The sequence below is a fragment of the Spirillospora sp. NPDC047279 genome, from assembly GCF_040643285.1.
Classification (GTDB): Bacteria; Actinomycetota; Actinomycetes; order Streptosporangiales; family Streptosporangiaceae; genus Spirillospora.
This window is the reverse complement of record NZ_JBEYUA010000012.1, coordinates 317,828-332,266: the sequence shown is the minus strand read 5'-3', so window position 1 is coordinate 332,266 and position 14,439 is coordinate 317,828. Positions and strand designations below refer to the sequence as shown.

Genomic DNA, 14,439 nt, shown 5'->3' with positions numbered 1-14,439 from the left:
GCACTCAAAGGGTTCAGCGCTCAAAGGGTTCAGCGCTCAAAGGGTTCAGCGCTCAAAGGGTTCAGCGCTCAAAGGGTTCAGCGCTCAAAGGGTTCAGCGCTCAAAGGGTTCAGCGTTCAAAGGGTTCAGCGTTCAAAGGGTTCAGCGTTCAAAGGGCGCAGCGCTCAAAGAGCGTTCTGGGGAGCGGCGACGGGACGGTCCTGGGCCGCCAGGAGGGCGAAGAGGTCGGACGGGGAGATCGGCATCTTGGCGATGGGGATCCGGGTGGCGTCCTCGATGGCGGAGGCGATGACGGCGGAGACAGGGATGACCCCGGCCTCTCCGGCACCCTTGATGCCGAGGGGATTGAGGGGCGACGGCGTCTCCAGATGCCCGGTCTCGATGCGCGGGATCTCGGTGGCGTAGGGCATCAGAAAGTCCATGAACGAGGCGTTCAGAAGCTGCCCGGACTCGTCGTACTCCATGCGCTCGTAGAGGGCGCCGCCGATGCCCTGCGCCACTCCCCCGTGGATCTGGCCCTCCACGACCATCGGGTTGATGAGGCGGCCGCAGTCATGGACGACCACGTACCGGAGGACGGCGATCTCGGCGGTGTCGGGATCGATCTCGATGATGGCCGCGTGCATGCCAGCGGCGAACGTGGAACGTACGGGCGAGTAGTAGTCGCGGCCCTCCAGTCCCGGCTCGTCGCCGGGCGCCACGGGCGGCTCGTCGGGTGATCCGCCGGTCGCGAACTGGGTGGCGCGGGCGGCCTCCTCGTCGAAGGCGTAGCGCAGGGGGTTGGACAGGACGGCGACGGTACGCAGGGGCACGGCGGACGCGGGGTCGCCCTTCACGTGGACGACGCCGTCGGTGATGTCGAGGTCGCGAGGGTCGGCCTCCAGGGCCTCGGCGGCGATGCGCAGGGCCTTGTCGCGGACCTTGCGGCAGGCCAGAGCGATCGCGTTGCCGCTCATGACGGCGGCGCGGGAGGCGAACGTGCCGACGGCGTAGCCGAAGCGGCGGGTGTCGCCGGTGGTGACGTGCACGCTCTCGATGGGGACGCCGAGCTCGGTGGCGGCGATCTGCGCGAAGACGGTCTGGTGGCCCTGCCCCTGGGAGGTCAGGCCGGTGGAGACGTTCACCCTGCCGGTCGAGTCGATCTCGACGTGGCCGCCCTCGTACGGGCCGACGCCGGTGCCCTCGACGTAGCAGCCGATCCCGATGCCCAGACGCCGGCCCGCGGCGGCGGCGGTCGCGCGGATGTCGGCGAAGGAGTCCCAGTCGACGAGGTCCTTGAGGACGCGGAGCATCTCGGGGTAGTCGCCCGAGTCGTAGATCAGGGGACGCCCGTCCTGGAACGTCAGGCCCTGGTCGTAGGGGAACTCGTCGGGCCCGATGAGGTTGGCGGCGCGGACCTCGGCGCGGTCGCGGCCCAGGTGGGCGGCGATGCGGTCCATGGTCCGCTCCATGCAGAACACGCCCTGAGGGCGGCCCGCGCCGCGGTACGGGGTGACGATGACGGTGTTGGTGTAGAGGCTGGTGACCTCCGCCCGGTAGGCGCCGACCTTGTAGGGCCCGAGAAGCTGGGTGGAGGTGACGATCGGGATGATGATGCCGTACGGCATGTACGCGCCGTGGTCGTGCTGGATCCGCACGTCGAGGCCGAGCACGCGGCCGGCGTCGTCGAAGCCGACGGTGACGTGCTGGACCTGGCCGCGTTCGTGCGCGGCGGCGACGAAGTGCTCGCGGCGGTCCTCGGTCCACTTGAGCTCGCGGCCGAGCAGGCGCGCCGCCCACGGGACGAGGATCTCCTCCGGCCACGGATGCACGATCTTGACGCCGAAGCCGCCGCCGACGTCGGGGGCGACGACCTCGACCTTGCCGGGCGGCAGGCCGAGCTTGGCGGCGATCGCGGCGCGCACGCTGGTGGACGCCTGCGTGGAGGAGTGCACGCGCAGCGACTCGTCGTCGGCGTCCCAGCGGGCGTGGACGCCGCGCCCTTCGAGCGGGGTGGCGGCGCTGCGCTCGATGTCGAGCCGGAACGTCAGGACGTGCGGCGCGTCCTCGATCGCGGCGGCCGCGTCGCCGGTCTCCTGGAGCAGGACGGCGCCGACGTTGCCGGGCACGTCGTCGTGGACGAGGTGTCCGGCGCGGGCCGCGTTCTCGATCCCGACGACGGCGGGCAGCGGCTCGTAGTCGATCCGGATCCGCTCGGCGGCGTCCTCGGCGAGGTAGCGGTCGCGGGCGACGACCATCACGACGGGCTCGCCGACGTGCCGGACGACGTCGCGGGCGAGCGGGTAGCCGGTGCGGCCGTGCGTCATCGCGGGGTGCGGGATCAGCAGCGGCAGCGGCTCGCCGATCCGCCCGGGCAGGTCGTCCCAGGTGTAGACGGCGACCAGCCCGTCGACGTCGAGCGCCTCGGTGACGTCGATGTCGACGACGCGGGCGTGCGCGTGCGGCGAGCGCACGAACGCGGCGGCGAGCGCGTCGCGCCCGAGGTCGTCCAGGTAACGCCCCTGCCCGGTGAGCAGCCGGGGGTCCTCCCGCCGCGCGACCGGCTCCCCGAACATCCGCGTGCTCATGACCTCACCCCGCTCACGGCGCTCATGCCCCCGCTCAGCTCAGCGTTCACAACCTCGCCCCGCTCCGCGCTCACGGCCCCACCCCGCTCAACTCGGCGTTCAGCTCAGCGTTCATGACCCCGCTCCGCTCGGCTCTCATGACCTCACACCGCTCACCGCGTTCATGACCTCACACCGCTCACCGCGTTCATGACCTCACACCGCTCACCGCGTTCATGACCTCACACCGCTCACCGCGTTCATGACCTCGCACCGCTCGGCGCTCAGGGCCCCGCTCCGCTCGGTGTTCATCGGGTCCCGCCCTCCTCACCGATGATGTCGGCGGCCCGGTGGATCGACTTCAGGATGTTCTGGTAGCCGGTGCAGCGGCACAGGTTGCCGGAGATGCCCTCCAGTGCCTCGTCGTCGGATGGGCGCGGGTTGTCGCGCAGCAGGGCGGTCACCGTGCACAGGAAGCCGGGGGTGCAGAAGCCGCACTGCAGGCCGTGGCATTCCTGGAAGGCGCGCTGCACCGGCGACATCGTGCCGTCGGGGGCGGCCAGGCCCTCGACGGTGGTGATGTCGTGGCCGGACGCGGTCACGGCGAAGGTCAGGCACGAACGGACCGGCTCCCCGTCCATCAGCACGGTGCAGCAGCCGCACACGCCGTGCTCGCAGCCGACGTGGGTGCCCGTGAGGCCCAGGTCGTGCCGCAGGAAGTCCGACAGCAACCGGCGCGCGGGCACCTCGGCGGCCCGGCGCAGCCCGTTGACGGTCAGCGCGACCTCGTGCGTCTCCTCGATCATCGCGCCCCCTGGTTCCCCGGCCTCCGCGGCTCGGGTCTTCCTCGACCGCAGGTCCGCTTTTCGGTCATCGCGTTCCCCGATTCCTCAGCCGTCGCGGCTCGCGCCTTCTTGGCGGCACGTTCGGCTTTTCGGTCATTGCACTTCCTGGAGGGCCGCGGTGGTGGCGGCGTGGAGGGCGCGTTCGGCGAGGACGCCGGACAGGTGGCGCCGGTAGGCGGCGGTCGCGTGGATGTCGGTCTCGGGGTCGACGTGCTCGCGGACGTACGCGGCGGCCCCGGACCAGTCGAGCGTGCCCGGCGGGCGGCCGGCCTGCGCGGCGGCGGCCGGCTCGGCGAGGTCGACGAGCAGGGGCACCGGACCAACGCCCAGGAAGCCCGCGCGGGCGCCGCTGACGCGCAGGTCCTCGTCGAGGGTGACCAGCGCGGCGACCCCGGCGAGCGCGTAGTCGCCGTGCCGCCGGGCAGCTTCCAGGAACGCGGAGCCGGTCCGGGGCGGGGACGCCGGGAAGAAGGCCGCCACCGCCATCTCGTCGGGGTCGAGCGCCGACTCCAGCGGCCCGGCGAAGAAGTCCGCGGCGGCGATCGTGCGCCGGCCGCGGGCGGAGGCGGCCTCGACCTCGCCGCCGAGCACCGCCAGCACGGCCGGCAGCTCGGCGGCCGGGTCGGCGTGGGCCAGGCTGCCGACGGCCGTGCCACGGTTGCGGATCACCGGGTGGGCGACGTGCCGGAGGGCCTGCCCGATCAGCGGCTGGACGGCGGCCGCGCGGGCGTCGCGTTCGACCGCCGAGTGCCGGGCGAGCGCGCCGACCCGCACGCCGCGCTCGCCGGACTCGATCGCCGACAGGCCCGCGACCCGGTTGACGTCGACCAGATGGGCCGGGGCGGCCAGGCGCATGTTGAGCAGCGGGATCAGGCTCTGCCCGCCCGCGAGCACCTTGGCGTTCGCCGCCTCGGCCAGCGTGGCCAGCGCGTCGTCCAGGGTGGACGGCGCGTGATAGTGGAAGGGGGGCGGTTTCACTCGGCTCCTACTCCGTTGTAGGCGGGCGGACGGGTCCGCCGATCTCCTTTTCCTCCGGGGCTATCACCCCGGCGCCGGTGCCCTTCGGCCCGCGGCGCGGCCCCTGGACGGCGTTCAGCACGTGGTAGCCGACGAGCAGCGCGATCGTGCCCAGGGCGATGCCCTGCAGCGGGAAGTCGTCGGTGACCTCCAGCGTGACGTTGCCGATCGCCAGGATGATGGCGGCGGCGACCGGCACGAGGTTGACCGGATCGGCGAAGTCGACCCGGTTCTCGATCCAGATCTTGGCGCCGAGCAGCCCGATCATCCCGTACAGCACGACGGTGATGCCGCCGAGCACGCCGCCCGGGGTGGCCGCGACCAGCGCGCCGAACTTCGGGCAGAGCCCGAAGAGGATCGCCACCAGCGCCGCGACGTAGTAGGCGGCGGTCGAGTAGATGCGGGTGGCCGCCATGACCCCGATGTTCTCGGCGTAGGTCGTGGTGGGCGAGCCGCCGACGGAGCTGGCGAGCGCGGTGCCGACGCCGTCGGCGGCGATGGCGCGGCCGAGCACCGGGTCGAGGTCGTCGTCGGTCATGGCGGCGACGGCCTTGACGTGGCCGGTGTTCTCGGCGATGAGCGCGATGACCGCGGGCAGCGCCAGCAGGATCGCGGACGTCTTGAAGTCGGGCGCGTGCAGGTCGGGGAACCCGAACCAGTCGGCCGCCGTGACCGCGTCGAAGCTGACCCGGTCGTGCGGCATCGCCGTCGCGACGCAGTAGGGCCCCTCGGCGGTGCAGGCCTTGCCGGACGCGTCGAGGAGGTTCTGCCCGGGCAGCACCGAGGTGATCTGGCCGGCGGTCTTGTCGAGCACCCACGACAGCGCGAAGCCGAAGACCAGCGCGAGCAGCACCGCGATGCGCGCCCAGAAGCCGCGCAGCAGCACCGCGGCCAGGACGGCGAAGGCCAGCGTGGCGAGCGCGACCCACTGGTCCTGCGGCCAGTAGACGTTCGCCACGACGGGCGCGAGGTTGAACCCGATGAGCATGACCACGGCCCCGGTCACCACGGGCGGGAACACCGCGTGGATGACCGCGGGGCCGAGGAAGTGGATCAGCACGCCGACGGCCGCGAGCACCAGCCCGGCGACGAGGATCGCGCCGGTGACGGTGGCCGAGTCGCCGCCGGCGGCCCGGATGGCCGCGACCGCGCCGACGAACGAGGCGCTGGTGCCGAGGTAGCTGGGCACCCGGCCGCCGACGATCACCAGGAACAGGATCGTGGCGACCCCGGACATCATGATGGCCAGGTTGGGATCCAGTCCCATGACCAGCGGGAACACGAACGTCGCGCCGAACATCGCCACGACGTGCTGCGCGCCGATGCCGACCGTGCGCGGCCACGACAGCCGCTCGTCCGGCCGCACGACCTCGCCGGGAGGCGGTGCCTTGCCGTCCCCGTGGACCTTCCAGCCGATGGCCATGCCTCTACCGCCTTCCACAGACCCCCGCCCAGTCACCATTGATGGACAGCTCCGCTCGGCGGCAGGCTCACCGCGCCGGGGCGCTCCGGAGAAGAGAATGCCCCACCGTGATGTGTTTCAAATCACGGGTGTGTTAAATCGCGAAAATCCTTCCGATTCGGCGCGTCCACCGCCTCAGATCCCGCGCATGCGCAGGACGTGCAGCGCGAGCGTGAGGTTGAGGCGCAGGTGCGCGTCCTCGGTGAACGGGCCGAGCATGCGTTCGAGCTTGCCGATGCGGTAGCGCAGGGTGTTGTAGTGGAAGTGCAGGCGGCGCGCCGTCTCGGCCACGTTGAGGTTGGTCTCCAGCAGCACCTGCAGGGTCCGCCGCAGGTCCACCAGTTCCGGCTCGTCGTCGCCCGCGAGCTCGCCGAGTGTCTCCCGGACGAACGCGTGCAGCTCCTCGGGGTCGGAGACCAGGCTCAGCAGCCGGTAGACGCCGAGCTGGTCGAAGTGGGCACGGGCACCGGACCCGTGCAGCTGGCGGCCCACCCGGACGGCCTTGACCGCCTGCTCGTACGCCTCGGGGAGCGCGGCGGGCGAGGTGACCGTGCGGCTGATGCCGGTGGAGAACGTGCGCCGCACCGAGAGGTGCTCGGCGAAGAGCGCGTTCGCCTCCTTGAGCATGGTCTGGACCGGTCCCGTGGAGAGACCGGCCGCGTCGTCGGCGTCGGCGCCCACCACCGCGACGACCTCGTGCGCGAAGCTCGCGACGGCGGCGCAGCGGTCGTGCCGCCGGACGACGGCGCTCCAGGCCGCGGCCAGCCGCTCCTGGGCCAGCCGTTCGTCGGCCCCGCGCCCGCGCTGCGAGGCCGGCTCCGCCTCGGCGCCCTGCCGGGCCCCGGACCGTCCCGGCGCGTGAGCGGCCGCCTGGCCGGCGGACTGGCCCCCCTGCTGGCCCGCCTGCTGGCCCGCGGGCTGACCGGCCGGCGGGCCCGGCGGCTCGGCCTGGGCCGTCCGGCCGTCGAGCTCGGCGACCACGACCATGACGGGACGGTCGAGGTCCCAGCCGAAGCCGGAGCAGTGCGCCACCACCCGGTCGTCGTCGCCGGCGCGCCCGGCGAGGATGTCGCGCAGGAAGTCGGCGCGGTACTTGCTCTCGACGGCGGCGACGGCCTGCTGCTTGGTGACGACGAGCGCGGCCACCGTGGCGGCGCGTTCGAGGATGCCGAGGTCGGTCTCGCGCAGCGCCCCGTCCGGGCTGTAGGCGAGGATGCGGCCGTGGTCGAAGCCGCCCGCGACCACCGGCACCGCCAGATGGTCGGCGGCGGCGAGCCCGGCCGGGCCGTGCGGCCCGTTGGAGGCCACCGCGTTGAAGGCCCGCATGGCCTGGATGTGCTCCTCGGGCCCCGCCCCGGCGAGGACGCGCTGCTCGCCGTCCAGCACCACGACCGCGACCTCCAGCAAGGTGGCGACCTCGTCGACGACCTCCTGGAGCCCGCCGCCGCACAGCACGATCTGCACCAGGGCGCGGTGGACCTCCTCGGTGCGCGCCAGCACGGCCGCCTGCCGGTTGAGGATGTCGGTCAGGACCTGGTTGAGGATGTCGTCGAAGCCGACGTCGTTGGGGAGCAGGATGAGGGGGAAGCCGCGGCGGTCGGCCTGCTCGATCATCTCGGGCGGCAGCGAGTCCAGGTAGCGGCCGAGCTTGATGGCCAGTGCCGCGAGCCCGCGCTCGTCGAGGTCGGCGACCAGGTTGCCGAGCGACTGCGGGGTGTTGCGCAGCGGATAGCCGGTGGTCAGGAGCAGCTCGTTGGGCTTGACCCACGACAGGATGTCGGGGACCTCCATCACGTTGAGCCGCTGGACGATGCGTTCGAGTCCGGACCGGCCCGCGATGAGCCTGGCCCCGTTCAGGGTCGACACCCCCAGTACTTCGCCGACCGACAACCCGTACGTCAGTGTTCCGGTGCTCGCGAGCCGCAAGGCCGGTGGGCCCGGGTCCGCAGTGGTGTAACTCATGCCAGGGGTCACCTCGCTTTTGGTGCGTACATCGCCCGATTCGGCGTGATCGCTACCGCTTTCTGATCAACCCTGACAACAAACACGAAGGATGACAACCAGTCTTGGCAGCTTTCTCCATACGTCACCTGACAGCGCCGGTCTACCGTCTCGGCAGAGGCCGGGCGGCCCCACCGGCAGGACATCGAGGCGGCCGTCATGTTCCCCGCCGCCTCGGGAGGTCCCCGTGACAACCGTCGTCCGCGACCCGATCCCGCTGTCCGCGCGACCGGGTCGCCGCCCACCGGCGGCCGGCGCCGCCAGCCTCGCGCTGCGGCCGCTGGTCGACGCGGTGCGCAGGCCGGCGCGGGTCATCGCGGTGTTCCCCTCGGCGGTCTACCTGGAGTTGCGCGGCCCCGCCGAGCCCCGCGTCGTCGCCGTGGTCACCTCCGACGCGGTCCGGCTGCCGAACGCGGTCGTGATGGTGGCGGCCAGCCGCGAACGCCCGTTCCACGGGGTCCGTGAGGGCTCGGACGCGTTCGTCGGCGACGCCCGGGTGGAGACCGACGGGCTCCAGGTGCGGGTGCGCCGCTGGTGGGACCCCTCCCCCGCGCTCGGCCCGCTCTCCCCGACCGCCCTGGCGCGCGGCGTGCGCGCGCTGGACGCCGCGGTCGACGCGGCGGGCGGCGCCGCGGCGTGCGGGCTCGCCGGGCATCCCGATCCGCTGCTGCTCGCCGGCCACTGCGCCGCGGGCGACCTGGCCGACGCCGTCGAGGCGGCCGAACGCATCGTGGGCCTCGGCCCCGGGCTCACCCCGAGCGGCGACGACATCCTGGCCGGGCTGCTGGTCGCGCTGCGGCTGGTGGGTGGCGCGGTCCGGCACGGCGGCAACGCCGTGTGGCTGGCCGACTGGCTCGGCGCCGCGGTCACCGCGGACGCGGGCACCCGGACGACGGCGCTCGCCGCGACCCTGCTGCACTGCGCGGCCGCGGGCCAGGCGGGCGCCGAGGTCGCCGCGGTACTGCGCTGCGTGGCCGGCCAGGAGCCGCCGGGCCCGGCCGTACGGCGGCTGCTCTCCGCCGGGCACACCTCCGGCGCCGACCTGGCGTGGGGCCTGCTGGCGGGCTGCCGCGCCACCCTCGAACTCGCGTCCGCCTCGGCGCGCGAGAGGAGAGCGACGGCTTGAAGTCCTGGGTGGAGCTGCGGCCGGGGGCCTACCACGACTCGGTGACGCTGATGCGGGTGAGCCGGCGGCTCGCCGAGCGGGCGGGCGTGACCGACGCGATGACCGCGATGGCCACCGGGCTCAACCTGGAGGTGCTGGCGCGGATGGGTTTCGACGTGCCCGCGGGCGCCGCTCCCGGCGACCTGGTCGTGGCGATCCGCGCGGAGCCCGGCACCCTCGACGACGCCCGCCGCGCCCTCGACGACCTGCTGCGCGAGGCCGCGCGCCCGAGCGACGGCGGCACGTCCGGGGAGCTCGAGCCGCCGCGGACCACGGGGTCGGCGGCCCGGCGGGTGGAGGCGAGCATTGCCCTGCTGTCGGTGCCGGGACCGCAGGTGTTCCCCGAGGCGATGGACGCGCTGGACGCCGGCCTCAATGTGATGATCTTCAGCGACAACGTGCCGGTCGACCAGGAGATCGAGCTGAAGGAGGCCGCCGCCCGGCGCGGCCTGCTGGTGCTCGGCCCCGACTGCGGCACCGCGGTCGTCGGCGGCGCGGGGCTCGGGTTCGCCAACGCGGTGCGCCCCGGCCCGGTCGGCATGGTCGCCGCCTCCGGCACCGGCGCCCAGCAGCTGATGTGCCTGCTGGACACGGCGGACGTCGGCGTCAGCCATGTGCTGGGCGTCGGCGGCCGCGACCTGTCGCGGCAGGTGAGCGGTCGGTCCGCGCTGACGGCGCTGGCCGCGCTGGACGCCGATCCCGGCACCGAGGTGATCGTCGTGGTGTCCAAGCCGCCCGCGCCCATGGTGGCCGACCTCATCCGGGAGGCCGCGCGGCGGCTGGACACGCCGGTGGTCTTCGCCCTGCCGGGTTCGGGCGAGGGCGACCAGGGCGACCTGACCCGGGCCGCGGAGCGGACGCTCGAACGCCTCGGCCGTCCCGTCCCCGAATGGCCCTCCTGGCCCGCTGTGCCGTCCGCCTCGGATCCCGCCGCCTCATCCGCCGCAGGTCCCGCTGGGCGGTCTGCCGCAGGTCGCGCTGTGCCTGATGCCGGAGGCCCGGCCGCTCGTTCCGGCGCCCGTCCCGCGGCCGGACTGCGCGGGCTGTTCGCCGGCGGGACGCTGCGCGACGAGGCCGAGGCCGTGGCCCGCGAGATCCTCGGCTGGGACCTCGCCGCCGCCGGGCACACGTTCACCGACTTCGGCGACGACGCCTACACGCGCGGGCGCGCCCACCCGATGATCGACCCGACGCTGCGGCTGGCGGCGCTGGCCGAGTGCGCGGCCGACCCCGGCTGCGGGGTGCTGCTGCTGGACGTGGTCCTCGGCCACGGCGCCGACGCCGACCCGGCCGCATCCCTCGCCCCGGCGATCGAGAAGGCCCGCCGCGACCGCGCCGACCTGGCCGTGGTGGTGTCGCTCTGCGGCACCCGCGCCGACCCGCAGGACCGCGACCGGCAGGCCGCCGCCCTCCAGCGTGCGGGCGCGGCGGTGTTCGCCTCCAACGCGGCGGCCGCCCGCCACGCGGCACGGCTCGTCCCGGCCCCCGACGTCCCGGCCCCCGACGCACCCCAGGGAGCGAAGTGAACGACGACCGGCCGCGCCTGGGCGGGCTCCTGACCCGCGAGCCGCACGTGATCGCGACCGGTGTCGAGGTCCTCGCCGACGCGCTGCGGGAGCAGGCGGTGCCGGTCGAGCAGGTCGACTGGCGGCCCCCGCCGCCGGGCACCGACGCCTCGCTGGCCGCCGTCCTGCGCGACCCCCGGCACGCCGAGGCCAACGCCCGCGCCGTCGGGCGGCTGCTGGCCGCCCGCCCCCACCTGGTCGACGTCCGGCCCGCGCGGGAGGTGCTCGGGCTGGAGCCGGGCACGTTCCTGCACGCCGGGCCGCCGATCGAGTGGGAACGCACGTCCGGCCCGATGCGCGGCGCCCTCATCGGCGCGATGCTCCTGGAAGGCCTCGCCGAGACCCCCGACGACGCCGAGCGGGCGCTGGCCCGGGGCGCGGTGACGCTGGAGCCCTGCCACCACCACCGCACGGTCGGGCCGATGGCGGGGCTGGTGAGCCCGTCCATGTGGATGTTCGTCGTCAAGGACGCCGAACACGGCGGCACCGCCTACTGCTCGCTCAACGAGGGGCTCGGCAAGGTCCTGCGGTACGGCGCGTACGGGCCCGAGGTCGTCGAGCGGCTGCGCTGGATGGGCGAGGTGCTCGGGCCGGTGCTGCGCGAGGCGGTGCGCCTGCACGGCCCGCTCGACCTCACCGCGCTGATGGCGCAGGCCCTGCAGATGGGCGACGAGCTGCACAACCGCAACCGGGCGGCGACGGCGCTGCTGATGCGCGAGCTGGCGCCCGCGTTCGCCTCGACCGACGCCTCCCGCGCCGACATCGCCGGGGTGCTGACCTTCGTCGGCGGCAACGAGCACTTCTTCCTCAACGTGGGCATGGCGGCGGCCAAGTGCGCCGCCGACGCCGCGCGGGACGTGCCCGGCTCCAGCCTGGTGGTCGCGATGGCCCGCAACGGCACCGACTTCGGCATCCAGGTCTCGGGCACCGGCGACCGCTGGTTCACCGGGCCCGCCGGGGTGCCCGACGGGCTCTACCTCGGCTCGTACGGCCCGGCCGACGCCAACCCCGACATCGGCGACTCGGCGATCACCGAGACGGTCGGCGTCGGCGGGTTCGCGCTGGCGGCGGCGCCCGCGATCGTGCGGTTCGTGGGCGGCGAGGTGCCCGAGGCGCTGGCCGCGACCCGCCGCATGTACGAGATCACGATGGCCGAGCACCCGGCCCTGCAGATCCCGATGCTCTCGTTCCGCGGCACCCCGGCCGGGATCGACGTCACCAAGGTGGTGCGCACCGGCGTGCTGCCGGTCATCGACACCGGCATCGCCGGCCGCGAGGCCGGGACGGGCCAGGTGGGCGCCGGGCTGGTCGAGCCGCCTGGCGAGATCTTTACCGAGGCGCTGCACGCGCTGGCCGCGACGGCGTGAACCGCTCCCCGCACCGGGTAGGTTCCTGATCATGAGTGAGCCGACCACCGGGGCCCAGTACGAGATCACCGCCGGGCCCTACCGCGCCGTCGTCACCGAGGGCGGCGCCGGACTGCGCGAGCTGGCCTGCGGGCCGGACGCGCTGATCCTGACCCATGACGCCGACGAGCCCGCGCCCGCCGCGTTCGGCCAGCTGCTGATCCCGTGGCCCAACCGGGTCGACCGGGGCCGCTACGCCTACGGCGGCACCGAGCACCGGCTCGACATCTCCGAGCCCGGCCTCGACTGCGCGATCCACGGGCTGGTGCGCTGGTCGCCCTGGGTCCTCGCCGAGCACTCCGCCGACCGCGTCCGGCTCACGCACCGCCTCCTGGCCTCCGGCGGCTACCCGTTCGCCCTCGCGCTCGAGGCCGACTACTCCCTGCACCCCGACGACGGCCTGACCGTCCGGGTGACCGCGCGCAACGTCGGCTCCCGGACGGCCCCGTACGGGCACGGCGCGCACCCCTACATCCGGGTGGACGAGCCGATCGACGAGTGCACCGTCACCGTCCCCGGCGGCCGCTACCTCGCGGTGGACGAGCGCATGCTCCCCGACGGCCCGCCGCGCGACGTGGACGGCACCCCGTACGACCTGCGGGGCGGGCGCCGTCTCGGCGACCAGCGCATCGACAACGCCTACACCGATCTGACCCGTGACGAGGGCGGGCTGGCCTGGGTGCACCTCACCGGCGCGTCCCGCACGACCTCGTTCTGGCTGGACGGCGCGCACCCCTGGCTGGAGATCTTCACCGCCGACACGATCCCCGCCGAGACCCGCCGCCAGGGCCTCGGCGTGGAGCCGATGACGTGCCCGCCCAACGCCTTCGCCAGCGGCGTCGACGTGGTCGACCTCAAGCCGGGCGAGACCCACACCGGCAGCTGGGGCATCCGGCGTTCATGAGGTGCCTCGGCCGTTCATGAGGTGATCGGGCCGCCGGGGAGCGACGGGGCGGCCGGGAGAGCCACCTGATCGAGGGCGACGAGGCCGCCCACTACACCCCGGCGGCGACGGCCGCCTGATCCCGGGGTACGGGGGTCCGCCCCCGGAGTGACACTGACCGGTTGAGGCCAGGGGGTCCGTTGCCGGGCGCGCACGGACCCCCTGCTTCCCACGACGTCCGATCTTGGGGGATCATGGCGGAGTGAACCTCAGCGTTACCTCGATCGACGACCTCGCCGAGCGGGTCACCGCCGTCTCCGAAGAGCACGCCCGCCACTTCCCCGGCCAGCCCACCGGGCGCCAGCCCGTGCACACCGTGTACGTGCCGGCCGACCGGTTCTCCCGCTCGACCCCGTCCGACTTCGGCGCCGAGGCGCTGCGGCTGCTCAACACCCACACCCCCGGCGCCGGCTCGTTCGGCAGCGCCTTCGGCATCGAGCCGGAGATCGCCGGGCTGGTCCGCGAGCGGGTGGCCGCCAAGCTGGCCAACGAGCCGATCGAGGACGTGCGGATCGACTTCGAGGACGGCTACGGCGTGCGCTCCGACGAGGAGGAGGACGACCACATCGCCCAGGTGGTCGAGGCCGTGGCGACCGCCTACAACGCCAAGGGGCTCCCCCACTACTGGGGCCTGCGGGTCAAGTCGTTCGCCGACGGCGGCCACGAGCGCGCCATGCGCACCCTGGACGGCTTCCTCACCTCGCTCCGCGACCGGCTGGGGCGCCTCCCCGGCGGCTTCACGATCACCTTCCCCAAGGTGATCATGGCCGAGCACGTCACGATCTTCGTCGACTACCTGGAGCGGCTGGAGACCTCGCTCGGGCTGCCCGACGGCATCCTGCGGTTCGAGGTCCAGATCGAGACGACCGAGGCGATCATCGACCACGAGGGCCGGTTCGGCCTGCGCGCGATCGCCGAGGCGGCCCGGGGCCGCATGGCGGCCGCCCACTTCGGGGTCTTCGACTACACGGCCGCCATCGGCCTGCCGCCCGCCGAGCAGCGCCTCGACCACCCGGCCTGCGACTTCGCCCGGCACGCCATGCAGGTCTCGCTGGCCGGCACCGGCATCCGCCTGTCGGACGGCTCGACCAACGTCATCCCGCGCAACGACGGCCCCGACGAGGTCAACAACGCCTGGTCGGTGCACGCCGCGCACGTCCGCCACTCGCTGGAGCACGGCTTCTACCAGGGCTGGGACCTGCACCCTGCGCACCTGCCGAGCCGCTACGCCGCCGTCTACGCGTTCCACCTGAGCGGTGTCGACGAGGTCATCGGCCGGGTGCGGGCCTGGCACGAGCAGGCCGCGGGAGACGACGGCGTGCTCGACGAGCCCGCCACCGTCCGGGCCCTGACCGCCCGGCTGCGCCGCGCCGTCGACTGCGGCGCGCTGGACGAGAGCGTACTCCCGGAATAGCAGGCGATCTCCCGGGCACGTCCCGCAAGAATCACTGACCGGAACTGTCCATTGCCGGTCCGTCATCGCCTGCAT

The 14,439-nt window shown here is 73.8% G+C and carries 10 protein-coding genes; 5 read left to right on the top strand and 5 right to left on the bottom strand.

The window, feature by feature from the left end:
• Positions 1–164 precede the first annotated feature (164 nt).
• The 5 genes from cutA to ABZ810_RS30080 form a co-directional block, all read right to left on the bottom strand.
• A complete protein-coding gene (gene cutA / locus ABZ810_RS30100; protein ID WP_358409073.1) occupies positions 165–2,567 on the bottom strand; it encodes an aerobic carbon-monoxide dehydrogenase large subunit in 2,403 nt (800 codons plus the stop codon).
• A 287-nt stretch (positions 2,568–2,854) separates the two neighbouring features.
• The gene (locus ABZ810_RS30095) at positions 2,855–3,352 is read right to left on the bottom strand and encodes a (2Fe-2S)-binding protein (protein WP_358409072.1); all 498 of its coding nucleotides are present in this window, start codon (positions 3,350–3,352) and stop codon (positions 2,855–2,857) included.
• 132 nt (positions 3,353–3,484) lie between these two features.
• On the bottom strand, positions 3,485–4,369 hold the full coding sequence (locus ABZ810_RS30090; protein ID WP_358409070.1) for an FAD binding domain-containing protein: 885 nt from the start codon (positions 4,367–4,369) through the stop codon (positions 3,485–3,487).
• Positions 4,370–4,376: 7 nt separating this feature from the next.
• A complete protein-coding gene (locus ABZ810_RS30085) occupies positions 4,377–5,831 on the bottom strand; it encodes a solute carrier family 23 protein (protein WP_358409069.1) in 1,455 nt (484 codons plus the stop codon).
• A gap of 174 nt (positions 5,832–6,005) precedes the next feature.
• Complete coding sequence (locus ABZ810_RS30080; protein WP_358409067.1) at positions 6,006–7,832, bottom strand: PucR family transcriptional regulator ligand-binding domain-containing protein; 1,827 nt, start codon at positions 7,830–7,832, stop codon at positions 6,006–6,008.
• Positions 7,833–8,058: 226 nt separating this feature from the next.
• Here ABZ810_RS30080 and ABZ810_RS30075 point away from each other — a divergent pair, with 226 nt between their 5' ends.
• The 5 genes from ABZ810_RS30075 to ABZ810_RS30055 all read left to right on the top strand — a co-directional run bounded on the left by ABZ810_RS30075 (position 8,059) and on the right by ABZ810_RS30055 (position 14,364).
• A complete protein-coding gene (locus ABZ810_RS30075; RefSeq protein ID WP_358409065.1) occupies positions 8,059–8,997 on the top strand; it encodes a DUF2877 domain-containing protein in 939 nt (312 codons plus the stop codon).
• Positions 8,994–10,562, top strand: coding sequence for an FdrA family protein (locus ABZ810_RS30070; protein ID WP_358409064.1), 1,569 nt, complete (start codon positions 8,994–8,996; stop codon positions 10,560–10,562). The genes ABZ810_RS30075 and ABZ810_RS30070 overlap by 4 nt, the downstream gene beginning before the upstream one ends.
• A complete protein-coding gene (locus ABZ810_RS30065) occupies positions 10,559–11,968 on the top strand; it encodes a DUF1116 domain-containing protein (protein WP_358409063.1) in 1,410 nt (469 codons plus the stop codon). Before ABZ810_RS30070 ends, ABZ810_RS30065 begins: the two co-directional genes overlap by 4 nt.
• 31 nt (positions 11,969–11,999) lie before the next feature.
• On the top strand, positions 12,000–12,911 hold the full coding sequence (locus tag ABZ810_RS30060) for an aldose 1-epimerase family protein (RefSeq protein WP_358409061.1): 912 nt from the start codon (positions 12,000–12,002) through the stop codon (positions 12,909–12,911).
• Positions 12,912–13,152: 241 nt separating this feature from the next.
• Positions 13,153–14,364: an aldolase gene (locus tag ABZ810_RS30055; RefSeq protein ID WP_358409059.1), complete on the top strand. Its 1,212-nt coding sequence runs from the start codon at positions 13,153–13,155 to the stop codon at positions 14,362–14,364.
• Positions 14,365–14,439 lie beyond the last annotated feature (75 nt).

Bases quoted from the DNA above. Each gene is read 5' to 3' on its own strand.
- ABZ810_RS30080 (WP_358409067.1), bottom strand. From the start codon at position 7,832: ATGAGTTACACCACTGCGGACCCGGGCCCACCGGCCTTGCGGCTCGCG.
- ABZ810_RS30095 (WP_358409072.1), bottom strand. From the start codon at position 3,352: ATGATCGAGGAGACGCACGAGGTCGCGCTGACCGTCAACGGGCTGCGC.
- ABZ810_RS30060 (WP_358409061.1), top strand. From the start codon at position 12,000: ATGAGTGAGCCGACCACCGGGGCCCAGTACGAGATCACCGCCGGGCCC.
- ABZ810_RS30085 (WP_358409069.1), bottom strand. From the start codon at position 5,831: ATGGCCATCGGCTGGAAGGTCCACGGGGACGGCAAGGCACCGCCTCCC.
- cutA (WP_358409073.1), bottom strand. From the start codon at position 2,567: ATGAGCACGCGGATGTTCGGGGAGCCGGTCGCGCGGCGGGAGGACCCC.